This window comes from Planctomycetia bacterium, from assembly GCA_015075745.1.
Lineage (GTDB): Bacteria > Planctomycetota > Phycisphaerae > UBA1845 > UTPLA1 > UTPLA1.
In genome coordinates this window covers 161602-185913 of sequence record JABTTW010000003.1, presented here as the reverse complement: position 1 = coordinate 185913, position 24312 = coordinate 161602, and the positions used below count along the sequence as shown (strand labels likewise).

Annotated in this window: 19 protein-coding genes and 1 pseudogene; 13 read left to right on the top strand and 7 right to left on the bottom strand. The window is 61.3% G+C overall.

All coding sequences use genetic code 11. The features are described from left to right. Position 1: 1 nt before the first annotated feature. The 3 genes from HS101_19150 to HS101_19140 all read right to left on the bottom strand — a co-directional run bounded on the left by HS101_19150 (position 2) and on the right by HS101_19140 (position 2587). Positions 2 to 811, bottom strand: a complete 810-nt coding sequence (locus HS101_19150; protein MBE7508381.1) for an ABC-2 family transporter protein — start codon at positions 809 to 811, stop codon at positions 2 to 4. Further along, positions 808 to 1815, bottom strand: coding sequence for an ATP-binding cassette domain-containing protein (locus tag HS101_19145; GenBank protein MBE7508380.1), 1008 nt, complete (start codon positions 1813 to 1815; stop codon positions 808 to 810). The genes HS101_19150 and HS101_19145 overlap by 4 nt, the downstream gene beginning before the upstream one ends. 73 nt (positions 1816 to 1888) lie before the next feature. After that, the gene (locus tag HS101_19140) at positions 1889 to 2587 is read right to left on the bottom strand and encodes a hypothetical protein (protein MBE7508379.1); all 699 of its coding nucleotides are present in this window, start codon (positions 2585 to 2587) and stop codon (positions 1889 to 1891) included. A gap of 214 nt (positions 2588 to 2801) precedes the next feature. Here HS101_19140 and HS101_19135 point away from each other — a divergent pair, with 214 nt between their 5' ends. The 6 genes from HS101_19135 to HS101_19110 all read left to right on the top strand — a co-directional run bounded on the left by HS101_19135 (position 2802) and on the right by HS101_19110 (position 10100). Beyond that, entirely contained in the window at positions 2802 to 3401 is a 600-nt protein-coding gene (locus tag HS101_19135; GenBank protein MBE7508378.1) for a type II secretion system protein, read from the top strand. Next, complete coding sequence (locus HS101_19130) at positions 3382 to 4626, top strand: phosphoglycerate kinase (protein MBE7508377.1); 1245 nt, start codon at positions 3382 to 3384, stop codon at positions 4624 to 4626. Before HS101_19135 ends, HS101_19130 begins: the two co-directional genes overlap by 20 nt. A 94-nt stretch (positions 4627 to 4720) precedes the next feature. After that, positions 4721 to 5308, top strand: coding sequence for a histidine phosphatase family protein (locus HS101_19125; GenBank protein MBE7508376.1), 588 nt, complete (start codon positions 4721 to 4723; stop codon positions 5306 to 5308). A 95-nt stretch (positions 5309 to 5403) separates the two neighbouring features. Beyond that, entirely contained in the window at positions 5404 to 7608 is a 2205-nt protein-coding gene (gene recQ, locus HS101_19120; GenBank protein ID MBE7508375.1) for a DNA helicase RecQ, read from the top strand. A 250-nt stretch (positions 7609 to 7858) separates the two neighbouring features. Beyond that, on the top strand, positions 7859 to 8782 hold the full coding sequence (locus HS101_19115) for an ATP-binding cassette domain-containing protein (GenBank protein MBE7508374.1): 924 nt from the start codon (positions 7859 to 7861) through the stop codon (positions 8780 to 8782). After that, complete coding sequence (locus tag HS101_19110; protein MBE7508373.1) at positions 8775 to 10100, top strand: ABC transporter permease; 1326 nt, start codon at positions 8775 to 8777, stop codon at positions 10098 to 10100. Before HS101_19115 ends, HS101_19110 begins: the two co-directional genes overlap by 8 nt. Before the next feature lie 76 nt (positions 10101 to 10176). Here HS101_19110 and HS101_19105 read toward each other — a convergent pair whose 3' ends face one another. Together HS101_19105 and HS101_19100 are read right to left on the bottom strand one after the other, a co-directional pair. Continuing rightward, positions 10177 to 10659, bottom strand: a complete 483-nt coding sequence (locus HS101_19105) for a transposase (protein MBE7508372.1) — start codon at positions 10657 to 10659, stop codon at positions 10177 to 10179. Positions 10660 to 10718: 59 nt separating this feature from the next. After that, positions 10719 to 12473 carry an acyl--CoA ligase gene (locus HS101_19100; GenBank protein ID MBE7508371.1) on the bottom strand — a complete coding sequence of 585 codons (1755 nt, stop codon included), beginning with the start codon at positions 12471 to 12473 and terminating at the stop codon, positions 10719 to 10721. A 334-nt stretch (positions 12474 to 12807) separates the two neighbouring features. Here HS101_19100 and HS101_19095 point away from each other — a divergent pair, with 334 nt between their 5' ends. The 3 genes from HS101_19095 to HS101_19085 all read left to right on the top strand — a co-directional run bounded on the left by HS101_19095 (position 12808) and on the right by HS101_19085 (position 16174). Then, positions 12808 to 13527: a hypothetical protein gene (locus HS101_19095; GenBank protein ID MBE7508370.1), complete on the top strand. Its 720-nt coding sequence runs from the start codon at positions 12808 to 12810 to the stop codon at positions 13525 to 13527. A gap of 112 nt (positions 13528 to 13639) precedes the next feature. Then, complete coding sequence (locus HS101_19090) at positions 13640 to 14197, top strand: hypothetical protein (GenBank protein MBE7508369.1); 558 nt, start codon at positions 13640 to 13642, stop codon at positions 14195 to 14197. 276 nt (positions 14198 to 14473) lie between these two features. Further along, entirely contained in the window at positions 14474 to 16174 is a 1701-nt protein-coding gene (locus HS101_19085) for an NAD(P)-binding protein (protein ID MBE7508368.1), read from the top strand. Between the two features lie 43 nt (positions 16175 to 16217). On the opposite strand, the gene sucD is transcribed toward HS101_19085, so the two are convergent. Together sucD and HS101_19075 are read right to left on the bottom strand one after the other, a co-directional pair. Continuing rightward, positions 16218 to 17111 (bottom strand): succinate--CoA ligase subunit alpha, encoded by an 894-nt coding sequence (gene sucD / locus HS101_19080; GenBank protein ID MBE7508367.1) that lies wholly within the window; start codon positions 17109 to 17111, stop codon positions 16218 to 16220. 94 nt (positions 17112 to 17205) lie between these two features. After that, positions 17206 to 18132: a LysR family transcriptional regulator gene (locus tag HS101_19075; GenBank protein MBE7508366.1), complete on the bottom strand. Its 927-nt coding sequence runs from the start codon at positions 18130 to 18132 to the stop codon at positions 17206 to 17208. Positions 18133 to 18307: 175 nt separating this feature from the next. Here HS101_19075 and aceB point away from each other — a divergent pair, with 175 nt between their 5' ends. The 4 genes and pseudogenes from aceB to HS101_19055 all read left to right on the top strand — a co-directional run bounded on the left by aceB (position 18308) and on the right by HS101_19055 (position 24298). After that, the gene (gene aceB / locus HS101_19070) at positions 18308 to 19915 is read left to right on the top strand and encodes a malate synthase A (GenBank protein ID MBE7508365.1); all 1608 of its coding nucleotides are present in this window, start codon (positions 18308 to 18310) and stop codon (positions 19913 to 19915) included. A gap of 26 nt (positions 19916 to 19941) precedes the next feature. Beyond that, complete coding sequence (gene aceA / locus HS101_19065) at positions 19942 to 21255, top strand: isocitrate lyase (protein ID MBE7508364.1); 1314 nt, start codon at positions 19942 to 19944, stop codon at positions 21253 to 21255. A gap of 457 nt (positions 21256 to 21712) precedes the next feature. Next, positions 21713 to 21793 (top strand): annotated as a pseudogene (locus HS101_19060) (50S ribosome-binding GTPase). An 828-nt stretch (positions 21794 to 22621) separates the two neighbouring features. Continuing rightward, positions 22622 to 24298, top strand: coding sequence for an efflux RND transporter periplasmic adaptor subunit (locus tag HS101_19055; protein ID MBE7508363.1), 1677 nt, complete (start codon positions 22622 to 22624; stop codon positions 24296 to 24298). Positions 24299 to 24312: the final 14 nt, after the last annotated feature.

Genomic DNA, 24312 nt, shown 5'->3' with positions numbered 1-24312 from the left:
ATCAACCGCTCACCGCCGAATAGTGCCGAACCGCCGCCTTCCACCCGAAGCGAAAGACGAAAACGATGCCCAGGAGCCAGACAAGTTGAATCGTGAGTCCGGACAATGCCTCGGCCGGCGTCTTGATCTTGCCCATCATCAGCTCCGCCGGAAAGGCGTACATCCACCGAAAGGGAAGGATGTACGCGGCGTGATAAAGAATCCCCGGCAGCGCGGCCAGCGGCGCGAACCGGCCGCCGAAGATCATGCCGATGCCGAAGTAGGCCTCGCCCACCGCATCGAGCTTGGGCGACCAGAAAGAGACCAGCGCGACCACATAGCCCAGGAGAAAATTGAGAACCCCCGCCAGCATCGTGGCGACGATGCCCAGCACGATCTGCCACAGCGCGGCGTCGAAAGTCGGACGAACGATCCAGAAGAACAGGGCCCACATCGGCCCCACAAAGGCAAGCGTGGTGATCTTGTACGCCATGTTGGCGGCCAGCGCAGCCCAGATGGGCAGAATGGGCCTAAGAAGTTGCGGCGAAAGCGATCCGCTGCGAATGAGATAGCCGAGTTCATAGGCATCCCACGCGGTCGTGAAGTGCCCGATGATCATGATGCAGAAGTAGTACGCCGCGAACTGCCCGCGACTAAAGCCCGCAAGCGTCTGATCGACGTTGCTCTCGGCGGCCGCGCTCCAGATGGCGTAAAGAACGGCGGGGTTAATGAGCCCCCAGATGGCCCAGAGGATGATCTCCCCGCGATACTGAAGCATCGTGCCGACGGCGGCCCGAAGGAAGGCGGCGAATGAGCGAACGACGACTCTCACTTCGAGACTCCCGCCGGCTGAGGCTCATCCGCCTTTCGACCGAAGGCCAGAGAGATGACATCCTCGATCGGCGGGTCCTCAATGGTCAGGTCGAGAACCGGCAGGTCGCGCAGAAGTCGATCGGTGACAGCCGGGGCCGATTTCTTGGCGACGCGGAGCATGATCTTCCGCTCCTGCCGCTGAAGGACATCTCCGAGGGCCGCGAAGTCGTAGCCGTCAGCCTGATGGTCCAGATCGATCTTGATGACCTTGAACGGGGCCAGCCGCGCGGACAGGTCGCCGAGCAGGCCGTCAAAGAGAATGCGCCCGTGGTCGATGACGATGATCCGCTTGCACAGCGCCGTGACGTCGGCCATGTAGTGGCTGGTGAGAATCAGCGTGGCCCCGTAGCGCCGGTTGTAATCGGCGATGAAGTCGCGGATGCGCGCCTGCATGGTGATATCGACGCCGATCGTCGGTTCATCGAGAAAGAGCACGTCGGGCCGGTGGAGCAGCGAGACGCAGATCTCGCATTTCATGCGCTCGCCGAGCGACAGGGTGCGCACCTGCTTCTTGAGGATGTCGCGGATATCCAGCAGTGTGACCAACTCGTCGAGGGTCTCCTGATATGCTCGTTTGGGCAGGTCGTACACCGCGGCGTGGACCAGGAACGAGTCCATCGCCGGCAGGTCCCAGCTCAACTGGCTGCGCTGGCCCATGAGCATGCTGATCCGGCGCAGATAGGTCGACTCGCGCCGCCACGGAACATGCCCCATGACCGAGCAGGTGCCCGACGTCGGGTGCAACAGCCCCGACATCATCTTCAGCGTCGTCGTCTTTCCCGCCCCGTTGGGACCGAGGAAACCGACGATCTCGCCCTTTTCAACGGAGAAACTGACCTGCTCGACGGCGCGGACCTCCTTGTACCTGCGCCGAACGACGGAACGCACCGACGCCCAGAAGCCGCCCTCGCGCTCGGGCACACGAAAGGTCTTGGTCAGTGCGCTGACTTCAATCTGTGGCATGGCGGGATGTTAATGGAAGCGAATCCGCTTGGCACGCAAGCGCAGCGAGAGGGGAGAACCGGCAAGACGGGTCTTATTTTTTCTCACCCTCAAGAGCCTCGCTGACCTGCTTGCGGAAGTCGCGATAGTCGCGGCGCAGCTCGAGTCGTTTGTTGAGTCTTATGATCTGGTCGAGCTTGTCCCTGGCGTCATCCCACTTCTTCGCCTTGATGTCATCGGCGACCTGACTGAGGAGCAGCTTCGACCGCTCCTCGTTGCTCATCTTCGCCCCGCTCTCGTCGGATACGTAGGAGGTCACGTACTTGACGAGAAACCCACTGCCGACAGCCCCGCCTCCCAGCAGCAGAAAGATCACCAGCCACTTGGCCGTGAAGGTGCCGAACACGACGCCGAAGGCATCGGCGATCTTGGTGAAAATCGTCGGCTTCTTGGGAAGCACCTGCGTCGGGCGCGGAGCGGGCTTGCCGTCCTTGGTAGCGCCCTTGCCGGAAAGCTGGTCGTAACTGGCGATGAGTTTATTGTGTTCTTCCCGATAGGCGGCCTCTTCTTCGGCGCTGAGATGCTTCTTCTTTTTCGCCGCCTCGAATTTGAGCAGGGCCGCTTTCGCGTCCACCGCCGGGGTGGAGGACTTGCCGGTCTTTCCAACCGCCGCCGCGGGTTCGCCGGGAATGCGCAAAGCGGATTTGCAGGCCGGGCAGCGAACGGCCTTGCCGGCCAGTTCGTCCTTGACCTTCAATTGCTTGCCGCATTTGCATCCGACGGTAATCGGCATCGACTTACACTCCCGGCCATGAGCGATTGAACCCTTGCGGAGGGCGGGTTGGCAGCGGTGACCCACCAATTATTGACCTGCCCCGGATGAATGACAAGCCGGCCCGCAGCGACCGAAAATCACGCGCCCTTCGCATTTCCATGTTCCACGCCGATAAAGGGCGTCGAGTTTCTCGGATCTTGACCGAGCCATGGGTCGCCTTAGGATCAGCCGAATGCCGATTCACGGAGCCAGCGAAAGACGCATCGCGGCGTTCGCCACGGGAATGACACTCGTCGAAATGATCATCACCACATTGATGATCGGGATCGGGCTGTTCTTCCTTTCCGGGTGGATGAACTCCACGCGTCAGGCCACGCGCCGCGACCTATCCATCCGATTGCTCTCCGATCTTGACAAGGCGTTGTCCCGGTATCACCGCGCCTTCGGTCAGTATCCGCGAGGCTCCGGTCCGAATGCAGCGAACTGGGCGGCGACGGCCCTGTTGGATTTCGATCGAACGCGTCCACTGCTCGAAGCACTGCCTCCGGGATTGTGGAAGGGGCCGGGGCGGAAGAACCTCGTCGATCCATGGGGAACGCCGCTCAAATATCTGTCCGACCCGAAGGAGTCCCTCCAGGTGCGAGCCAACAATGGTCGGCCGATTTTTGTCTCGGCCGGCCCGGATCGAGACTTTGGAGTGGAGGATGATTCCAGGATCGGCGACAATCTGAGAAGCGACGATCCAGGGCCCGAGGGGTTTCGGCTGCACGACCTGATTCGCGATTCGTCGACGACGATGGAGGCGGAACAACATGGCCAAACGGACGATTGATCAAGTTGAAGTGAGCGGCAAGCGGGTGCTCATGCGCGTGGATTTCAACGTGCCGCTGCAGGGCGATCGCATCACCGACGATCGTCGCCTCGTTCAGGCACTGCCCTCCATCAAGTCGGTCGTGGATCGCGGCGGCAAACTCATTCTGATGAGCCACCTGGGCCGGCCCAAAGGCACGGGACATGAGCCTGAATTCAGCCTGCGACCGGTCGCGACTCACCTGGCGTCGCTCATGGGATGCCCGGTGACATTTGCCGAGGACTGCGTTGGTTCGCCGGCCGATCGGGCCGTGGAGTCCATGACGCCGGGCAGCGTCGTATTGCTTGAGAATTTGCGCTTTCACGCGGCGGAGACCCTGATCGACAAGGCCAAAAAGAATCCGGATAAGAAGCCGACCGTCGAGCAGCGGGCATCCATCGACGCATTCGCGCGGGAACTGGTGAGATACGGGGACTTGTACTGCAACGACGCCTTTGGAACCTGTCATCGGAAACATGCCAGCATGTACGACGTGCCGCTGATGATAGGCGCGGGAAGACGTTGTTGTGGACGGCTGGTGGAGAAGGAGCTTCGGTTTCTCGGAGAAGCCCTGAATCGACCGGCGCGGCCGTTCGTCGCGATCCTCGGCGGCGCCAAGGTCAGCGACAAGATCGGCGTCATCGAAAGCCTGCTCCCCAAGGTGGATTCGATCCTGATCGGCGGAGCCATGGCCTATACATTCCTGGCCTCCAAGGGCATGCGCGTCGGAGACAGTCTTTGTGAGCGCGACAAGCTGGAGATTGCCAAGGCATTGCTGGAGAAGTCCGCCGGGAAAATTCACTTGCCGATCGACAGCATCTGTGCGGCGAAATTAGAGGCCAACGTGTCGACGCGGGTCGTCGCGGGCGAGATTGAGTCGGGTCTTGCGGGTTTTGACGTCGGACCGGGCACCGTGTCCGCTTTCAGGGATGTTCTCGAAACGGCCAAGACCATCGTTTGGAACGGGCCCATGGGGGTGTTTGAGACGCCGCCCTTTGACACCGGAACACTGGCGATTGCCAAGGCGCTGGCCGAGGCAACGGCACGCGGCGCGATCACCATCATCGGCGGCGGCGATTCGTCGGCGGCGGTGGAGGCGGCCGGGCTCGCGGACGAGATGACACATATCTCGACGGGCGGGGGGGCAAGCCTGGAGTTTCTCGAGGGCAAGCCGTTCGCCACGATCGAGCTGCTGGATGATGCGTGAATTCCATTCCACCACAATTCGACATGCCCCGAGCGATGTTTCACTGGCTTACCGTCACCATGTTGGCCTCCGCGCCGCGAATTGAATTTCTGGCATGACACACATTGCCCTTGTATCAGCGGGAGAGACGCAGTGGCGGGTGGAAGGGCGCCTCGCCGGAGATACCGACTTACCGCTGACGGAAGTGGGGCATCGCCAGGCTGTCGCCGACGCCGACGCCATCGCCGCGCTGAAGCCGACCGTGGTTCGATGCGGCCCGGAGCACGCGACGAAGCAAACGGGAACCGTCATCGCTCACGGTCTGGGCATCAAGCTTAAGACCGTCAAGGAGCTTCGGGAGCTCGACCTCGGACATTGGGAGGGGCTGACCATCGAAAGCCTAAAGGAGAGGTTCGGCCGTGTATATCGGCAATGGCGGAGTGACCCAACCTCCGTCGAGCCGCCTAGTGGCGAGTCGCTACTCGACGCAGCGAAGCGACTCTCCGACGGCATCTCAAGGATCGTCAAGAGTCATCCCGACGAGACCGTGGCCGTCGCCGTCGGGCAATACGCCTGGGCGGTGCTCCGCTGCACGCTTCAGGATGGGAATTACGAGAAATTTTGGGACTACGTCGACGGAGAAGCCCGGTGGTGCGAGCTTGATGCCGAACCCGCAAAGGGCAAAAAGAAGCCCGTCGAGTAAGGCGAACTCACCGTCGACCCTCGCGCTGTACGGGCTGATGCACGCTTCAATGCTTTGCGCTTGCGGTCTCCTAACACATCCCTAAACTATCTGCCATGAAAACGGCCACACCGGTTTTCGGCGGTTTGAAGCAGGTCACGGAAATCACCCGGCACTTCTGGGGCATCGACCAGTTGCGCCCGCTGCAGGCGCAGGCCATCGAGGCGGGCGTGACGGCGCGCGACAGCCTGCTCGTCATGCCGACGGGCGGCGGCAAGTCGCTCTGCTATCAGGTGCCGCCGGTTTTGGCCGAGCGCACCGACGTCGTCATTTCTCCGCTCATCGCCTTGATGAAAGATCAGGTGGACGGGCTGCGGCAGTGTGGGTATCCGGCCGTCGCCCTGAACAGCGGCATGACGCAATCGGAACTGATGAAAGCCCAGGCGGGGATCGCTGCGGGAAAGTTTCGGCTTATCTTTGTCGCGCCCGAGCGGCTTTTGGGCTCGTACTGCCTGCGCATGCTCCGAGAGGCGGATGTCAGCGCCTTTGCCATCGATGAAGCGCACTGCATCAGCCACTGGGGACACGACTTTCGACCGGAGTATCGTCGTCTCGCCGAGATTCGCGAGTACTTCCCCAAGGCAGGCATCCACGCCTTCACCGCGACGGCCAATCAGCGGGTGCGTGACGACATCGTGCGGCAGCTTCGTCTGAAGGACCCGACCATTCTGGTGGGGGACTTCGACCGGCCGAATCTCACCTACCGTGTGTTTCCGCGGGTTGACCTTTACACCCAGACGCTGGAGGTTGTGCGGCGCCACAAGAATGAGGCGGTCATCGTGTATTGCATCAGCCGCAAGGATACGGAGGCGATGGCGGCATACCTTGCATCGAGCGGGGTTCGCGCCGCGCACTATCACGCCGGGATGGAGCCCGCCGACCGGCGCCGTACGCAGGATGCGTTTGCCGAGGAGCGGCTGGACGTGGTCGTGGCCACCGTCGCCTTCGGCATGGGCATCGATCGAAGCAACGTCCGCTGCGTCATTCATGCCGCCCTGCCCAAGAGCATCGAGCACTATCAACAGGAGACCGGCCGGGCAGGACGCGATGGCCTGCCGTCCGAGTGCGTGCTGTTCTATTCGGCATCGGACGTGATGCGCTGGGAAGACTTGATCGCCCGGAGCGCCGAGGGGGCCGAGCGGCCGGATGAGGTCATCGCGGCGATGAAAGAGCAGCTCGGTCACATGCAGCGCTATGCCAATTCGATGAAGTGCCGGCATCAGCGGCTCGTTGAGCACTTCGGTCAGACTTGCCAGCGCGACAATTGCGAGGCCTGCGACGTCTGCCTCGGCGAGACGGAAGAAGTCGTGGATTCGACGGTGCTGGCACAGAAGATTCTGTCGTGCGTCGCGAGGGTGGAGGAGCGATTCGGGGCGAAGCACGTCGCCGACGTGCTCGTCGGGGCCAACACCGAGTTGATCCGCTCGTTCAAGCATGACCAGTTGAGCACCTACGGACTGCTCAAAGGGATGGACCGCAAGGCGCTGTCCAACCTCATCTACCAACTCGTGGATCTCGAGGTGCTGGATCGCTCGGCGGGCGATCGGCCGATTCTCAAGCTCAATGCCGCCTCCTGGGAAGTGATGCGCGGCGACCGGTCGGTACGCTTGCAGCAGCCGAAGGTCGAGGGCGTCAAGAAGTCTCGCTATGCCGACGATGCCTGGTCCGGCGTCGATAGCGACCTGTTCGAGGCGCTGCGAAAGCTCCGCTACGAGATCGCTCAGGGTCGAGGTGTGCCCGCTTTCGTCATCTGTGGCGATGCGACGCTGCGCGACCTTGCGCGGCATCGGCCGTCAACCCTGGATGGCCTGCGCCGTATCAAGGGCCTGGGCGATCGCAAGGTGGCGGACCTCGGCAGGTCGCTGATCGAATGCATCAACACCTTCTGCGAACGGGCCGGGCTATCAACCGATGAGAATGCGCTGCCGGTGCCGAGGGCGAAGCCAACGCGATCGCCTGCGCGCGATGCGGCATTTGAAATGTTTGCGCGGAATGAGTCGCTGGAAGATGTCGCCATCGCAGTCAGGCGGGCGCCCGGCACACTCTCTGGCTATCTCGCGGAGTTCATCGCCGAGCGACGGCCCGAGCGGGTGGACGCCTGGGTTGACAATGCCACCTATCAGAAGGTCGCGCGGGCCGTCTGCGAGCTGGGGCCGGCGCCGCTCAAGCCCATCTTCGAAAAGCTCAACGGAGAGGTTCCCTACGAGACGATCCGGATCGTCGCCGCTCATATCGATGCGGTCGGCGTTCAGACGCTCTAGGGCTGCGACTTGCGTGTGAAAGTTCTCGGGCGGGCGGATCGTCGTTTTCAAATTCCCGCGTGAACGGCTCGGCGGCGGGCCGTTTGAAATTGTCTATTAGACTTGGCGAGCCTCCACGTCTATTGTCCGGCTGATTCCGACTGACGTCGGCGGTCGGGACATCGGCTTCTTGCATTTGCCGGGTGGTAGCGCCACGGGGTCCGACACTTCGTGCCGCGACGGATCGGTTCCCCGATTCAAGGGAGTTGGGATGACTTCATCTGCGGTTGAGATTCAGAATGTCAACAAGACCTACGGCTCCACGCGGGCTGTGGCGGACCTTTCGCTGGTCGTGCCGAACGGAAGCGTTTACGGCTTCATCGGCCCCAACGGCTCCGGCAAGACGACGACCCTGCGGATGATTCTGCGCATCATCCACCCGGACAGCGGAATGATTCGCGTCCTCGGCGAGGATGCCAGCGCCGGTGACGCCGCCAATGACCGCATCGGATACCTGCCCGAGGAACGCGGGCTCTACAGAAAGATGCTCGTCGGTGAAGTCCTGGAATTCTACGCGGGCCTCAAGGGCGTCAAGAACGCAAAGCCCCTGATCGCCGGATGGCTGGATCGATTGCAATTGAAGGATGTCGCCAGGAAAAAGGTCGAGGCAATGTCCAAGGGCATGTCGCAGAAGATCCAGTTCATCGCCACCGTTCTGCACAAGCCCGAACTGGTCATCCTCGACGAGCCTTTCAGCGGCCTGGACCCGGTGAACATGGATGTCCTCAAGGACGCCATTCTCGAACTGCGCCGCGGCGGCACCACGGTGATCTTCTCCACGCACGATATGGACGTCGCCGAGAAAATGTGCGACTTCGTCTTCATGATCTTCAAGGGCCAGAAGGTCCTCGACGGAACGCTCGGCACGATCAAAGAAAAATACGGCTCCGACACACTCCGTGTGCGAATGGAAGGCAACGGGGTTCAATTCACCGAGCTTCCGGGCGTTCAGCGCGTCAATGACTTCGGACAGTTTCAGGAGCTGCGCATCGACAAGCAGGCCGACCCGCAGGCAATCCTGCAGCAACTGGCCGGCCGTGGTCGCGTCCAGCATTTCGAGATTGCCCAGCCGTCGCTGCACGACATTTTCGTTCGCATCGCCGGGCCGGCGGCCCAGGAGATAACACATGAATAAGATGTGGGTCGTCGCCAGGCGGGAATACCGCACCACGGTTCGCACGAAGGCCTTCGTCGTCGCCATCGTATTGATGCCGATCTTCATGCTCGGCGGCTTTGCCGTTCAGTCTCTCACCGAGGACCGGATCGATGTCGATGCCAAGAAGGTTGCCGTCCTTGACCCCAATGGACGGCTCTTCGACATCATCGTCGCCGCGTCGGAATCGCGTAATAAGGCCAAGACGGACGACTTCGGGATTCTCGACCCCGAGACGGGCGAGCAGGTCAAGCCGAAGTATGTCTTCGAGCGCGTCCCGATCCAGGCCGATTCGCCGGACGAGCAGCGCGTTGAATTGTCGGACCAGGTTCGGAGTAAGGTTTACTTCGCTTTCATCGAGGTGACCGGCGACGTCTTTGATTACGCTTCCGGCGATGCCCGGCTGAATTACTACTCCAACGAGCCGACCTACGACGACCTGCGCCGCTGGCTGTCCTACATCGTCGATGAACGGGTCCGGTCGGAACGTTTCGCGGCCGCCGGTCTCGACATCAAATTGGTCGGCAAGGCGATGAAGCCTGTCGAATTGGAAAACCTTGGCCTCTACGAGCGAGACGCCGACACCGGCGCCATCAAACAGGCGGAAAAGGTCAACCGCGCCGCCACCTTTCTGGTCCCCATCACCATCCTCATGCTCATGTGGATGGCCCTCATGATGACCACCCAGCCGATCCTCAGCGGCGTCATCGAAGAGAAGATGCAGAAGATTTCCGAGGTGCTGCTCGGCTCGGCCCGGCCCTTTGAAATCATGATGGGCAAGCTCGTCGGCTTCGTCGGCGTGGCTGTTACCCTCGTGGGCATCTACGCCGTCGGCGGCTGGACCGTGGCCAACTACTACGGCCACGCCGACATGATCCCGATGCACCTGCTCGGCTGGCTCGGCGTTTTCCTCAGCCTGGCGATTTTCATGTTTGGCTCGATGTTCCTGGCCGCCGGCTCATGTTGCAACGACCTCCGCGAGGCGCAGAACCTGGTCATGCCGATCTGGCTGGTGCTGCTGATTCCCATGTTCACCTTCGGGACGGTCCTGCAGCACCCATCGAGCTCGTTTGCGGTCTGGTTGTCTCTCTTCCCCCCGGCGACGCCCATGCTGATGATGATCCGCCTGTCGATGGCCCCGATCGTGCCCATGTGGCAGATCGCCGTCGGCATCGTGGGGACGATCATCACCACGCTCATCTGCGTCTGGGCCGCCGGCCGCATCTTCCGTATCGGCCTGCTCATGCAGGGCAAACCGCCGAAGCCGTTGGAGATTCTCAAGTGGGTCGTACGGGGTTAGCGAGAGTGCATTCAACCGTTGCGGGCGCAATACCAGCCCGAAGCGCAAGCGAGGGTGAGTCGTTGGCCCACTTGTCTTATTCCGACGTGAAGCTCGTCGGACCCTGATGGTCCAGTACATATTGAATGGTCGCGCGGAGGTGCTTCTCGTCGTTTATCCACCGCGTGCTCCCATGTTCGGTCCACCAGTGGCGTCGCGAATGATTGCAGGATTCTCCGAGTTTCCTGGAGCACCACGCTTTTAATTGTGCCATGACTTTCTCTGGCGACACAGGCGCGGAGATTACGGCATGGACATGATTTGAACGGACATTCTGCGCGTACAGCGTCCAATTGCGGATTTCGCAGTGTCGGCGGATAGTCGAATCGACAAGTACTCGCTGCTCTGGCGAGAGCACGATCTCGCTTTCGCTCATGCTAAGGACTGCGAGTTCCTCGTAATTCATGTCGGGACGCTGAATCCCGCGTTCTCCTGATCTCACTGAGCCACGGCGGTCGCCGTGAAGCCACGAACCGTAGGTGGTCCATGTCAGGAAATAGGCGAGTGGAGTCGTGCCCATATCACTTTCACCCTCGCTTGCGCTTCGGGCTGGTATCCAAAGCCTGTTTCGCAGCTTGCTCAGTCCTTAAACTGCTTGTCCTTATACGCCTCAAACAGGTGCTTCAGCTTCCCGCGCTGGTACTTCCCCGTCGATGTCACCGGGATGTCATCCCCGAACAGCACCACCTTTGGGCACTTCGACGACGGCAGGTGCTCCTTGCAGTAGGCGATCACCTCCGCCTCCGTCACCTTCGCGTCCTTCTGCACCTGAACATAGGCCCCGACTTCCTCGCCGTAGTAGCGATTGTCGAATCCGACGGCCAGGCCCACGCGGATCTGCGGCATCGAGCAGAGGACTTCGTCAATCTCGAACGGCGAAATGTTCACGCCGCCGCGGATGATGAGTTCCTTGATCCGCCCGGTGATGAAGTAGTACTGCCGGTCGCCGGGTCCGTGCAACTTGAAGCCTTCATCGCCGCTGCGGAACCAGCCGAACTTGAACGCCGTCGCGTTGGCCTCCGGGTTGCGGAAGTAACCACTCATGATGTTGTGCCCGCGAATGACGATCTCGCCCTTTTGCCCCTCGGGCACGGCCTGTCCGTTCTCGTCGTGAATCGACATCTCGTTAACGTCGATGGCGCAGCCGATGGACGGAAAGCCATGGTCGTACATCCAGTGCGTGTGGTCATCCCATTCGAGGTCAACCGGCAGAAAGCACGAGTAACAAACCGTCTCGGACAGGCCGTAGCCGTGGACGATCCGCAGGCCGAAGCGGTCCTGAAAATCGCGCGCCAGCTCAACGGATAGCGGCCCCGCCCCGCAAATGAAATGGCGGAAATTGGGAATCGTTTCCTGCTCCAGATCCTCGTTGGCGTCAATGAGAAACTGAAGCAGCGTAGGCACGACGCTGACAATGGCCACGTCGTGTTTGGCGAGCTTTCGCCAGAACCCGCCGCTGCGAAATCGCTTGTTGATGACCACCTGGGCCGCGGCGAAGGCGGGCGTGAGCAGTGTCACGACGGTGCCGTTCACGTGGTGAATCGGCAGCACGTTCATCATCACGGTGCGCGAGTCGATGCCGTGCCATTTGGCGATGGCGTAAGCATCGGCCAGCATCTGGTGCTGCGTCAGAATCACGCCCTTGGGGTTGCCGGTGGTGCCCGAGGTATAGACGACAAGCGCTTCGGCGTGAGAAGACACCTCGCTGGCCGTCGGCAGCTTCGCGCTGCCGGTATACGCCGTCAGAGCCGCGGCGAAGTCTTCCCACCCCGCGTCCGCCGCGTCCGCCCGTACGGCCCCGTCCAGCACGATGGCCCGACGCACATCCTTGCCGATCGCGGCTTCCACGGCGGAAAAACTCTCGCGACACGACGCATGCGCCACAAGCAGCGTGGCGTCGGAATTCTTCACGATGTATCCGACGCGGTCGTCCGTTTCGCCCGGGTTCACCGGCACGACGCGCGCACCAAGTCGCCACGCGGCAAAATAAATGGCCACCGTCAGCGGCTGGTTGATCGTCAGCGTTGCCACCGATCCGCCCGCCGCAATGCCGTAGTGCGACGAAAGCAGGCCCGCCACCCGATCGATCAGGTCGGAAAAATCGCGAAAGGTATGCTCGGTCGGTGTTTCATCATCCGCCGCACAGGCGTAGTAGCTGATCCACGTGCGATCGGCATGATTCGATGCGAGCGACTCCCACATCTCGACGAAGTTCTGAAACAGCAGCTCATCCGCGAGGCTCGGCAGCGGCTCGCATTGGTGTGCTGCCGCGACGTGGCTGGCCGTCTCGGCCGTCATGGAAAGGGGGTCGAAACCGGGCGTGGCGTTTGACATGATGACAGGCTCCTGTTCGATGATGCGTGTCTGGTTCGCATTGTCGGCATCGAAGTGCGGCGGGTCAACGTTGGGGGCGTCGCCGGGGAAGTGGGGCGGCCGGACCCATATCGGCCTGCGTCCAAGGCGCTCACGCGGAATCTCACAATTTCATTCCTGCCCGTCCGGATTGCGCCCGACGCGCTCAATGGCGCCAGACTTTGGTCAAACAAAGGCCCGGCCGCTGACTAACGCTGCCCCCGCCTACGTGTCTAACGCACTGTGAAGGCCGGGATGGTAACGCGGACCGGTTTGAGCTTCGCAGGTCAATAACTCTTACGAAAGGAGTGATCCCATGAACCGCGTCACGAATCTCTCAGTCGTTCTCGCACTCAGTCTTGTCTCAGCGGCGCAGGCCGGAGAGGTCACGGCGTACTCGATCGCCTCGAACGGCGGATCCGCCAGCTCCAACGCCGTCGCATCCGGTAATGCCAACGCAACGGCATACTCGGCCGCCACGAACGGCGGACGGGCGGTCTCCAACTCCGAGGCGATCGGCCGCGGATGGGGCATCGCCAACAGCAACTCCGTCGCCATCGCCGATCGCGGACTGGCCGTCAGCAATTCGCGGGCAGACGCTCGCGGCTTCTGGGGCGGCCGCTCCATCGCCAACAGCGACAGCACCGCGGTTACCGTCGGCGGCGTGGCCATCTCGAACAGTCTCGCCGAGGCCGACGCTCGCTTTAACTCCCATGCCGATAGCCGTTCGTCGTCACTGGCCCTCAGCCGATTCGGCGTCGCCACCAGCGACAGCCGGGCGACCTCCGACGGTCTCTTCGGTGGGCGAGCCGTCGCCATCAGCGATTCCGTGGCCGACACCTTCGGCGGCGTCTCGGACAGCAGCGTTCGGGCCCACGCCGGAGCCAGGAACTTCGGCTCGGCCAGCGCCAACGGCCTGGGCGTCAGCGTAAGCGGCCCGCGTCAGCGAGCGGTGTCCCGCGTGACGGCCATCGGCCGGGCCGAGCGATTCGGCCGCAGCCGTGCGAACGGCGTGAGCGTTGAGATCAGACGATAGCACTTTCGCCCCCGGCCCTCTTCAGAGTCGAGGAGGGTCCGGGGGATTCAAGGACCCCTAGGTATCCAGACATCCCAAAGTGGATCGCAGACAAAGAACGGAGAATGCACCGATGAAAACGAAAATGAACAACATGAGTCGGATCATGAGTCGAACACTGACCCTTCCCGCCCTGATCCTCGCGGCGGCGATCATGGGCAGCCCGAACAAGGCTCTTGCCGGAGAGGCCTCGACCTCGGCAGGCGTCACGCAAATCGGCTCCCTGCCGGGCACGGCGGAAGCCTCCGCAAACTACACCGGCGACGGCCGCGGACAGGCCCGGACGACCACGCGAAGCGGCCCGGTCTCCTTCGGGCAGGGCATTGCATACGGCGTCGATCGCGACGGGTTTGATTTCTCCGTGAGCTACGCGGTCGGCGGTCGATTCATTCCGGCAGCGGCCAGCACGTTCAACGTGTCGATCGGTCGTGACGGCAGCGTCGCCAGCTCCGGCGGCCTCAGCACCGCGAGTCAGGCGCCGATTCGCTCGGTCAACGCCGGCGGCTTTGCAAGATCGCAGCCCGGCGGAAGCGTCGCGGCAGCAACGGCAGGCGGCCGAAGCGACCCGCGCGGAACGGTGACCGGCCGAACCTGGTCGCGATCGACACCTTCGCGGAGATTCTTCAGATAGCCGTTTGAGCGATCGGGCAAGTTCAGTCGAGTTCAATCTGGCAGGCAGGAGCCAGGAGGTTTCTGCCTGCCATGCTTTTTACTCGCGAGGGTCACGCATCCGGCGGACTGGGGACTTATTCCCAATCTTTGACGCCTTTACTGGCTGCAAACTTCCATGTGGTTTATGGTCAGCGAGGGATGCTTGGTATAATGTCGGACTCAGAGACGGCTGCGCAGCCGGGCGGGATGATCCGGGAAGTCATGCGTGCCGTTTTTTCCCAGATGGAGGGCGACCATGTTCAATCGTCGAGATTTCATCAAAGGTGGACTCTCCGCCGTTTGTCTAGGGCTTTCGCAGCGCCGAGCCCTCGGACTATTGCCCTTTGACTCCCCCGGCGCCGCCGGTCGCCCGCTTCTCCAGTCACGCCCGTTTGCGGCGGTCCCCCTTCATCCGACCTCGATCATCGTTGATCAACTCCCCTTTGCCGACTGGTTTACCGGCGACAGCTATCCAAACGATAATATTCCCTTCCACTCGATTCCGCCGCTGCCTAACGGTCCCCCGCCCCCGGAGGAAGACGTCGACGTCGCGATCATCGGCGGCGGCATCTCCGGGCTTTCGACGGCTCTGCTTCTGCGCCACCTTCGTCCTGTCCTCTTCGAGCTCGCGCCGCGGTTCGGCGGCAACGCTCGGGGGGAAATCTGGGGCGGCGCGCCGTTTTCATTTGGCGGCGCTTACTTTATTACTCCGGACGAGGGTTCGTTTCTCGATCGCTTCTATCGCCGGCTCGGACTCGATCGCGTCGCGCGCGTCGATTCCGGCGACAGCCCCGTCGAACTCGGCGGAAAGATCATCGACGGCTTCTGGGACGGTGCGGGGCAGCCACCCGAGACCGTCCTCGCATTCAAGCGGTACGCGGAAATCGTCCAGTACTACGCCGACGAAAGTTATCCCGAGATCCCGCTTCCCGAGGGCAAGGACAATCAGTGGATCATCGACCTCGATGCCAAGACCCTCCGCGAGGATATCGAGGAGAAGATGAACGGCCTTCCCATCCCGCCCCTTCTCGCGGCGGCCATCCAGGGATACTGCTATTCCTCATTCGGCATTGGATGGGACAACCTCTCCGCTGCCGGCGGATGGAACTTCATCGCCGCCGAGGAGTTCGGCCGTTGGGTTCTGCCCGGCGGAAATGCATTCCTGGTCGACGCCATGTGGCGCAAGCTCCTTGCCCTTGAACGTCGCAATCGACCTCCGCTTCTCCGACCAGGCTCTCAGGTCTTCGATGTACGCGTGGTTCCCGGCGACCGCGTCCTGGTCACCTACCTCGATCCTGCAGGCGTCACCCGTTCCCTCCGAGCCCGGCGGGTTGTCATGGCCAACGGCAAGCACATCGCGAAGTACATGATCCATGAACTCGGCGAACGCGATCCGGCCAAGTTCGAGGCCATGCACAACATCGACACCATGGCATACGTTGTGGCCAACGTCCTGCTGAAGCAGCCGATCCCGCACGTTCCCTATGACACCTTTCTGCTGCGCGACGGTAACTTCCCGATGACCCCCGACAGCTTCGCGGCCAATTCGCATTTTGTGGATGTCGTGAACGGCAGTTTCGCCCGCAATGGACGCGGCCCGCGATCGGTCCTTACCCTGTACTGGCCGCTCCCCTGGTTTCAGGGACGTTACAGCCTCTATACCGATGAGTCTTGGCTTGAGTACGCCGAACGCATAGCGCCCGATGTCCGTGCGGCCCTTGCCCTTTATGGCCTCTCTGCAGACAGTGTCGAGCAGATACGGTTCACCCGTTGGGGCCACCCCGTACCCATCTGCAGTCCCCGGCTCATCGCCGATGGAGTCGTTGACAACCTCCGTCGGCCGTTCGAGGGGCGCATCTACTTCGTCAATCAGGATAACTGGGGGCTGCCGGCCGTGGAGAACTCCCTGCTCGATGCGAAGTTCTACGCCGATCAAATCGCATGCGAATTGGGGTGAAAGTGTTCGGCGGCGCGTCGACTTACTTGCCGGTGAATCTTGATCAGTTGAGATTCAGCGCCCGGACCATCGTATCGCCGATCGTGGCGGGAGAATCGGCGACGTGAATGCCGGCGCCCTTGAGTGCCGCGATCTTGCTCTCGGCCGTGCCCTCGCCGCCGGAGATGATGGCCCCGGCATGGCCCATGCGACGACCGGGCGGGGCTGTGCGGCCCGCGATGAACGCGACGACGGGCTTCTTCACGTTTTCTTTCACAAACTGCGCCGCCTTCTCTTCGTCGGTGCCGCCGATCTCGCCGATCATGATGATCGCGTGAGTCTGCGGGTCCTTCTCAAACATGCCGAGCAGCTCGATGAAGTTCAGACCCTTGACCGGATCGCCGCCGATGCCGACGCACGTGGTCTGGGCGATGTTGCGCGTCGTGCATTGCCAGACGGCCTCATAAGTCAGCGTGCCGCTGCGCGAGATCAGGCCGATGTTCTTGGTCGATCCGTTGGCCGGCTTGTGGATGTAGCCGGGCATGATGCCGATCTTCGCCTGGCCGGGCGTGATGATGCCGGGGCAGTTGGGGCCCACCAGCAGGGCGCCGCACTCGGTGATGAACCTCTTGGCCTTCACCATATCAAGCGCGGGAATGCCCTCGGTGATCAGGACGATGGTCTTGATGCCGGCTGCGGCGGCCTCCATCGCGCTGTCGGCGGCGAAGGCTGCGGGGACAAAGATCATGGAGCAGTTCGCGCCGACGGCCTTAACAGCCTCGCCCACGGTGTTGAAGATCGGCAGGCCGTGCTCGCTCTTGGTGCCGCCCTTGCCGGGGACGACGCCGCCGACCATCTGCGTGCCATAGTCAAGACACTGCTGGGTATGGAAGGCCCCGGCCTTGCCGGAAATGCCGTGGGTAATCACGCGGGTATTCTTATCGACGATGATGCTCATGATGCTCTCTCTGCTGCTGGCGGCCGTCGGCCGTCTCATGGGTCTTTTCGCGCGGCGATTGTAGCGGGGGAGGCGGCGGCGGGAAAGCGGGCGATCAGCGTTTCCGGGTGAGCTGGCGGTCGTGCATCAATTCGATAAACCGCCGCGCCTGTGGGGAGTGGTGTACGTTTCTCGCCACAACGACGCCATAGGTTCGGCGGGGAAGGTGCTTACCGAGGGGGAGGACAGCGAGCCGCTCCCGGCCGGTCAGGCAAATGTTCGTCACCAGCGAGATGCCGAGGTTCAGCTCGACGTATTTCTTGATCACCTCCCAGCCGCCGGCCTCAAGGCGGACTTCGTACTTTAGTCCGCGCTGCCGAAAAGCGGCATCGACGATGCGAAACGTCGTGAGATTGCGCGGGGGAAGAATCAGCGGATACGACGCGACCTCTTCCATCGTGACGCGCTTGCGCTTGGCCAGCGGATGATTCCTCGCGGTAATCAGGACGGGGTCGAATGAGAAAATCGGCTCGTACTCCATGTCGTCGTGCGGGTCGATCATGGAGCCGATGGCGAGATCCGCCTCTCGGGAACGAAGCATAGCCAGGCCCTCGCGGCCGGTGACGTTGTGCAACTTGAGGTCGATGCCGGGGTGGGCGGTGATAAAGGCCTTTACGTACTTCGGAAGGATATACAGGATGGTCGATTCGCCCGCGGCGATGTCGAGTCTACCGACTTCGATCTGATCGCGGCGGGCGGAGAACTCGTGGTGCAACGTGTCCACCGACTGCACCAGGGGTTCGGCCAGTTTGTAGAGCAATTCTCCCTCGGAAGTCAGCTTGATGCTGCGGCCGTGCCGCTCGATGAGGGCGGCGCCGAACTCTTTTTCCAGAGCCTTGATCTGCTGGGAGACGGAGGGCTGGCTGAGCAGGAGTTTTTCCGCGGCGCGGGAGACGCTCCCGGTCAGGGCGGTGTAGCAAAATCCGCGGAGTTGCTGAAGACGGTTTTGCTTATAGGCCGTAAGGCGATTCGCGGGGGGCATGGCGGCTCCATGTATTAGTATTACCAATATGATGTATTGAAACTATTGATTAGTCAAATATCGCGATTTGCCCTATAGAGGGTATGGCGTTGGCGAAGGAGTGGGGCGGTGTTGTTGCGCCGCAAGGCTCGCTCTTTCGAGAATCCGAGTAATCTCTTCTCGAAGGGGCGGACAAATGCCCACAACGACTTCATCATCAAAATCGCATCGCATACAGATTCTCGCGGATGTTTCGTCCGAATTCGGCGAGATTCTCACGCCCGAGGCCCTGAACTTTGTCGCGCAGTTGCAGCACGAATTTGCGGACCGTCGCGACTCCCTTCTCACCGCGCGAAAGAACCGGCAACGCGAACTCGATGACGGGGCCATGCCGGACTTTCTCGAATCGACGCGAAGCATTCGAGTAGGCAATTGGCAAATTGCCCCGGTGCCGAACGACCTGCTGGACCGGCGTGTGGAGATTACCGGCCCCGTCGATCGAAAGATGGTCATCAACGCGCTCAACAGCGGCGCGAAGGTGTTCATGGCGGACTTCGAGGACTCGAACAGTCCGACCTGGGACAACATCATCGGCGGGCATATCAATCTGCGCGACGCCGTGCGGAAGACGATTACCTTTGAAAGCCCTGAGGGGAAAAAGTACTCACTCAATAAGAATCCGGCGACGCTCATGGTGCGCCCGCGTGGCTGGCACCTGCCGGAAAAGCACATTCTGATCGACGGCAAGCCGATGATCGGCGGGCTGCTCGACTTCGGTCTCTTCTTCTTTCACAACGCCCGGGAGCTGCTGAATCGCGGAACCGGTCCATACTTTTACCTGCCGAAGCTGGAGAGCCACCTGGAGGCGCGCTTGTGGAACGACGTGTTCTGCATGGCGCAGGATGCCCTGGGTGTTCCGCGCGGGACGATCAAGGCGACGGTTCTGATAGAGACGATCCTCGCCGCTTTCGAAACCGAGGAGATCCTTTACGAACTGCGCGATCACTCCGCCGGTCTGAACTGCGGCCGGTGGGATTACATCTTCAGCTTCATCAAGAAGTTTCGCAGCCGGCCGGAGTTCGTCCTGCCCGACCGGTCTCAGGTGACGATGACGGTCCCCTTCATGCGCGATTACTCGCTGCACGTCATTAGGACCTGCCATCGCCGCGGCGCTCATGCCATGGGCGGCATGGCCGCACAGATTCCGATCAAAAACGATCCGGCCGCGAATGACTCGGCCATTTCAAAGGTCAGGGCGGACAAGGAACGAGAGGCCACGGACGGTCATGACGGCACCTGGGTGGCGCACCCAGGTCTCGTGCCGGTCGCGATGGACGTCTTTGACGCCAAAATGCCAACGCCCAATCAGGTCAAACGCCTGCGCGAAGACGTCCACGTGACCGCGGCTCAATTGCTGGCCGTACCCAAGGGAGACATCACCGAAGGCGGACTTCGCACGAACCTGAATGTCGGCCTTCAGTATATCGAGTCATGGATCGGCGGAAACGGCTGCGTTCCGCTCTACAACTTGATGGAGGACGCGGCGACGGCGGAAATCTCGCGCACCCAGGTCTGGCAATGGATACATCATCCCACGGGTGTGCTTAACGATGGCCGCCGCGTCACCAAGGAATTGTTTCGAGAAATGCTCGGCGAGGAGTTGACGAAGATTCGCTCGTCGCTGGGTGAGACGAGGTACCAGGGGGGGCATTTCAAATCGGCCGCCGAGATTTTCTATGACATCTCAACGACCGATGAATTCGTCGAGTTCTTGACGCTCCCTGCGTATGAGTTGCTTCCATAAGACTATTTTTTTTAGAGGAGCGAGCGATGATTCTGGATCCACGAGACCAAGTGACCCACCTCGACAGCGCCTGGAAAAAAGATGCCCGGTGGAAGGGCATCACGCGACCCTATTCCGCAAAGGACGTCCTGCGACTGCGTGGAAGCGTGCGGATTGAGCACACGCTGGCCCGAATGGGCGCGGAGAGGTTGTGGAAGCTCCTGCACTCCGAGCCGTACGTGGCGGCCCTCGGCGCCATGTCCGGCAATCAGGCCGTCCAAATGGTGCACGCAGGCCTCAAGGCGATTTACATGAGCGGCTGGCAGGTTGCGGCCGACGCCAATCTCTCCGGTCAGACCTATCCGGACATGAGCCTCTACCCCGCCGATAGCGTTCCGGCGCTGGTGCGCAGGCTCAACAACGCGCTGCATCGCGCCGATCAGATTCACCATTCTGAAGGCAAGGCCGACGGCACCCACTGGTTCGCGCCGATAGTCGCGGACGCGGAGGCGGGTTTTGGCGGAAATCTCAACGCGTTCGAGTTGATGAAGGGCATGATCGAGGCGGGCGCTTCCGGTGTTCATTTCGAGGACCAGCTGTCGTCCGCCAAAAAATGCGGCCACATGGGCGGCAAGGTGCTGGTGCATACCGGCCACGCCATTGAGAAACTGATCGCCGCACGCCTCGCGGCCGACATCATGGATGTGCCGACTGTCATTGTCGCACGAACCGATGCCGACAGCGCCAAGCTGCTCACCACCGACAGCGATGAACGCGACCACCCGTTCATCTCGGGTGAGCGGACAGTCGAGGGCTTCTTCCGGCTCAAGGGCGGTCTGGATTGCGCGATTGCCCGCGGATTGGCTTATGCACCCTATGCTGATCTGATCTGGTGCGAGACCGCGCATCCCGATTTGAACGAGGCGAAGCGGTTCGCCGAGGCGATGCATGCGAAGTACCCCGGCAAACTGCTTGCCTACAACTGCTCGCCGTCCTTCAACTGGAAGGGCCAGTTGGACGACGCCACCATCGCCAAATTCCAGCGCGAGTTGGGAGCGATGGGCTACAAGTTCCAGTTCATCACGCTGGCCGGGTTCCACGCGTTGAACCTGACGATGTTCGAATTGGCCAAGGCCTACAAGACCGAAGGCATGACGGCCTACGCACGGTTGCAGGCCCGCGAGTTTGAAGAGCAGAAGGGTGCCGGCTACCTCGCCGTCACGCACCAGCGGTTTGTCGGTACCGGATACTTCGACGAGGTGAATCAGATTATCACCGGTGGCTCGCAGGAGACGGCGGCGCTGGCGGAATCGACCGAAGCGGAGCAGTTCGGCGTCTGCAAAGTGACCGCCGCCCACTAGGCAGCCTCGGAGGGGTGGAGTTTGCAAGGGATGGTGCCCAACCGGCCAAAGTCGGTGGGCATCATCCCGCATTTTTTCCAAGATCGGGGCTCTCGTGGATTCATACTGGATGAGGAGATTATTTAATGCCATTGCTTGCGGCCGGCGGTAATGCTCGGCGCGGTCATGGAGCAAATATTGATATTGGCATGACAAGAAAACATCGCCGCAATGGCCGACAGACCTCCCGCCCGACGCTCCGGGTCTTTTCAGCTTTCGACGCGCGATTTCTCCGTTTTTCGCCTTTTTTACTCACTGCCCCAAGGCATGCCCGCCACAGCGCTTACGGTCGCCTGCGCAAGCTTGTGTCACCTTATGTCACCTTGAGTTTCGTAGCGCCCTGGAGCGTCAAAGTGCGCTTGGGCCCGGCCGGAGGCACAAAGATGCGGTTCCCGAATATTCGGATAGAATGTACTGCATGGCGATGCCCATTGTTGCGATTGTAGGTCGGCCGAATGTCGGCAAGAGCTCCCTGCTTAACATGCTGGCCGGTTCCACGCGCTTAACCTGACAATGTTCAAATTGGCCAGGGCTTACAAGTCCGAAGGCATGACGGCGTATGCCCGATTGCAGGCCCGAGAGTTCGAGCATCAGATGGATGCCGGGTATTTGGCGGTGACAATTGACGTGAGGCTGGCAAACGTGGTAGACTGAATTCGCATTCGGGTACTCGACGTATAGGTACCGACGATAAACGGGGTTAGAATTCAGCGTGCGTTCACGGCCCATTTTCAATTCGTTGTCGATTGTCCTGACGGCGATCCTCTTGTTGTTGGGGGGCGCTTGGTCAGCACGATCATTCTTCGTTCACGCTCACGACGGAGCGCCGCACGTACATCATGTTTCCGTAGTCGATCGACTGTCACACACCAAGGCCCCGGCCTCAGCCGGGACGCGCAGCAGTCAGTCATTGCAACCCACGAAAAAGCAAGGCCACGTCGAGGGTTTCCACGGCGGTTCGCTACCCGGTGGACACGGCGAAGATGCGCCGGAGCCATCAATTTGCCGTCTGTTCGATCTACATTGCACTCAAAGTCGATCTTGCGACCTCATGCCCGACGACCTTCAAAGGTCAAGTCCGCAGCTTGCGACCGTCTCTTGTACGCCCTTGCTCGCTTCCGCACCTTTGACCGGCATCAGCGATCATTCCATGCCGGCGCCGTGGAACGCGAGTTGCGGCACTGCGCGCTTCATACTCCTGACCTCCCAGACATTTCTGATTTGATTCTCCCCCCATCCTCGTAGGCCGTTTTTTCTTTCACGGTTTTTCTTGACGCACGGCATTCGGCCGCATTCCGGCGCCGCGCCTGCCTGGTACGACTAATCCATGGGTGAGAATATGCAGTGTTTTTCGCGATGGTGCATTTGCATCCTTTGCAGTCTGTGCGCGACGCTTACCGGCTGCGAGGCCGAGTCGCCGTCCACGACGCGGCAGGATGCGCATGAGCACGGTGGCGCCGAGACGCAGTCCGTCCGTCTGACGGTCTTTTCCGAAACGGTGGAGCTCTTCGCTGAATACGCGCCTGTCGTTGCCGGTCGCCCCGCCGAGTTTCTCTGTCACTTCACGATACTTGAGACCGGCGAGCCGATTCGCCTCTCGTCGCTCAGCGTCATCGTTGCTCCAGCGCGCGGCGAGCCGGTGATTGTCGAGGGCCTGCGTCCCATCCGGGACGGCATCTTTAAACCGCGCATGACTCTTCCGACTGCCGGTGAATACGAGCTGAGGTTCAGGATTTCCGGCATTGAGGTTGAAGATCAATTCTCTGCGGGTCGGCTGACGGTATGGGCCGGCGAGCACGACATCCAACCGGGGAAGGCGGATGCGTCGATTGTGGACTCCGCTCCTTTCCTGATGGAGCAGCAGTGGAAGATCGGCATGCGACTCGCTCGGGCTGAGCGACGCGATATGGCGACGTGGCTGGAAGTTCCAGGTGAGCTAGGGTCTCCGCCGGACGCGTCGGCGCATGTTGCATCTTCAAAGGCGGGCAGGCTTCTGCCGCCAAATCTCGGGCGACTGCCGCAACTGGGTGAATGGGTCGAGGCCGGACAGGTCCTTGCGCAGATAGAGGCGCCCCTGCTTGAGACGGCGGAGGTCGCCGAGCGAACGCTCGACCTTCGGCAAAAGGCACATGGAATCGCTCAGGAGGTGGCTCGCGCGAAGGCGGCACTGTTGTTTGCGCAAAGTGAATTTGATCGAGTAGCGCGACTCGTTGCGAGCGATACGGCGTCCGAACGAGAGCTCGGAGAGGCGCGGCGCGAGCGATCAATCGCCGAGGCCGACGTCACCGCGGCGACGGCGGTTCAGGAGTGGTTCGCTTCGGCTGTCTCGCGCTACCCCGAACTAGGCACGACCGCCGAGTCGGTCGAGCCAGCCGATCATGCGAGTCGCATGAGTTCTTTGATGCCGCTAACAGCCCCCGTGAGCGGCGAAATTGTCGCGGTTGCGTCGGCAAATGGGGAGGTTGTCGACGCACTGGAAACCGTGTTTCGCATTGTCGATCCGCATCGACTCTGGATGGTTGCGCACGTTTCCGAGTTCGATCTACATCGTCTCCCAGATAACCCCGAGGCACATTTTTCCGCGTGTGGAATGGCCGATCGTGTCTTCGAGGTCCAGGCCTCCGGCGGGAAACTCATCCACACGGGCAAACAGGTTGATTCTGCATCACGGACCATCGCGCTGACCTACGAGATCGCCGATCCGGCTCAAGAGCTGCGCCCGGGAATGCAGGTGAACTCGTTCATCCGCACCGGCCTTGCGCCGTCGGCGCTGGTGATTCCCGATGAAGCCGTTGTGCGCGAGGGCGGGAAGCGATACGCGTTTGTGCTGATCGACGGAGAGTCCTTCGAGCAGCGCGAAGTCGAACTGGGGATGCGTGATCGTGATCACGTTCAGGTGTTAAACGGAGTGAGCGAGGGCGAGCGCGTCGTCACGCGCGGCGCTAATGCCCTAAAGATGAGCCTCTCTTCCCCCGCGAGCATCGGACACGGGCACGTTCACTAGGACTCAAGGATCGC

Excerpts from the sequence above, each read along its gene's own strand:
- HS101_19145 (MBE7508380.1), bottom strand. The coding sequence starts at position 1,815 with ATGCCACAGATTGAAGTCAGCGCACTGACCAAGACCTTTCGTGTGCCC.
- HS101_19140 (MBE7508379.1), bottom strand. The coding sequence starts at position 2,587 with ATGCCGATTACCGTCGGATGCAAATGCGGCAAGCAATTGAAGGTCAAG.
- HS101_19135 (MBE7508378.1), top strand. The coding sequence starts at position 2,802 with ATGCCGATTCACGGAGCCAGCGAAAGACGCATCGCGGCGTTCGCCACG.
- HS101_19130 (MBE7508377.1), top strand. The coding sequence starts at position 3,382 with ATGGCCAAACGGACGATTGATCAAGTTGAAGTGAGCGGCAAGCGGGTG.
- HS101_19125 (MBE7508376.1), top strand. The coding sequence starts at position 4,721 with ATGACACACATTGCCCTTGTATCAGCGGGAGAGACGCAGTGGCGGGTG.
- recQ (MBE7508375.1), top strand. The coding sequence starts at position 5,404 with ATGAAAACGGCCACACCGGTTTTCGGCGGTTTGAAGCAGGTCACGGAA.
- HS101_19115 (MBE7508374.1), top strand. The coding sequence starts at position 7,859 with ATGACTTCATCTGCGGTTGAGATTCAGAATGTCAACAAGACCTACGGC.
- HS101_19110 (MBE7508373.1), top strand. The coding sequence starts at position 8,775 with ATGAATAAGATGTGGGTCGTCGCCAGGCGGGAATACCGCACCACGGTT.
- HS101_19105 (MBE7508372.1), bottom strand. The coding sequence starts at position 10,659 with ATGGGCACGACTCCACTCGCCTATTTCCTGACATGGACCACCTACGGT.
- HS101_19100 (MBE7508371.1), bottom strand. The coding sequence starts at position 12,473 with ATGTCAAACGCCACGCCCGGTTTCGACCCCCTTTCCATGACGGCCGAG.
- HS101_19095 (MBE7508370.1), top strand. The coding sequence starts at position 12,808 with ATGAACCGCGTCACGAATCTCTCAGTCGTTCTCGCACTCAGTCTTGTC.
- HS101_19090 (MBE7508369.1), top strand. The coding sequence starts at position 13,640 with ATGAAAACGAAAATGAACAACATGAGTCGGATCATGAGTCGAACACTG.
- HS101_19085 (MBE7508368.1), top strand. The coding sequence starts at position 14,474 with ATGTTCAATCGTCGAGATTTCATCAAAGGTGGACTCTCCGCCGTTTGT.
- sucD (MBE7508367.1), bottom strand. The coding sequence starts at position 17,111 with ATGAGCATCATCGTCGATAAGAATACCCGCGTGATTACCCACGGCATT.
- HS101_19075 (MBE7508366.1), bottom strand. The coding sequence starts at position 18,132 with ATGCCCCCCGCGAATCGCCTTACGGCCTATAAGCAAAACCGTCTTCAG.
- aceB (MBE7508365.1), top strand. The coding sequence starts at position 18,308 with ATGCCCACAACGACTTCATCATCAAAATCGCATCGCATACAGATTCTC.
- aceA (MBE7508364.1), top strand. The coding sequence starts at position 19,942 with ATGATTCTGGATCCACGAGACCAAGTGACCCACCTCGACAGCGCCTGG.
- HS101_19055 (MBE7508363.1), top strand. The coding sequence starts at position 22,622 with ATGGGTGAGAATATGCAGTGTTTTTCGCGATGGTGCATTTGCATCCTT.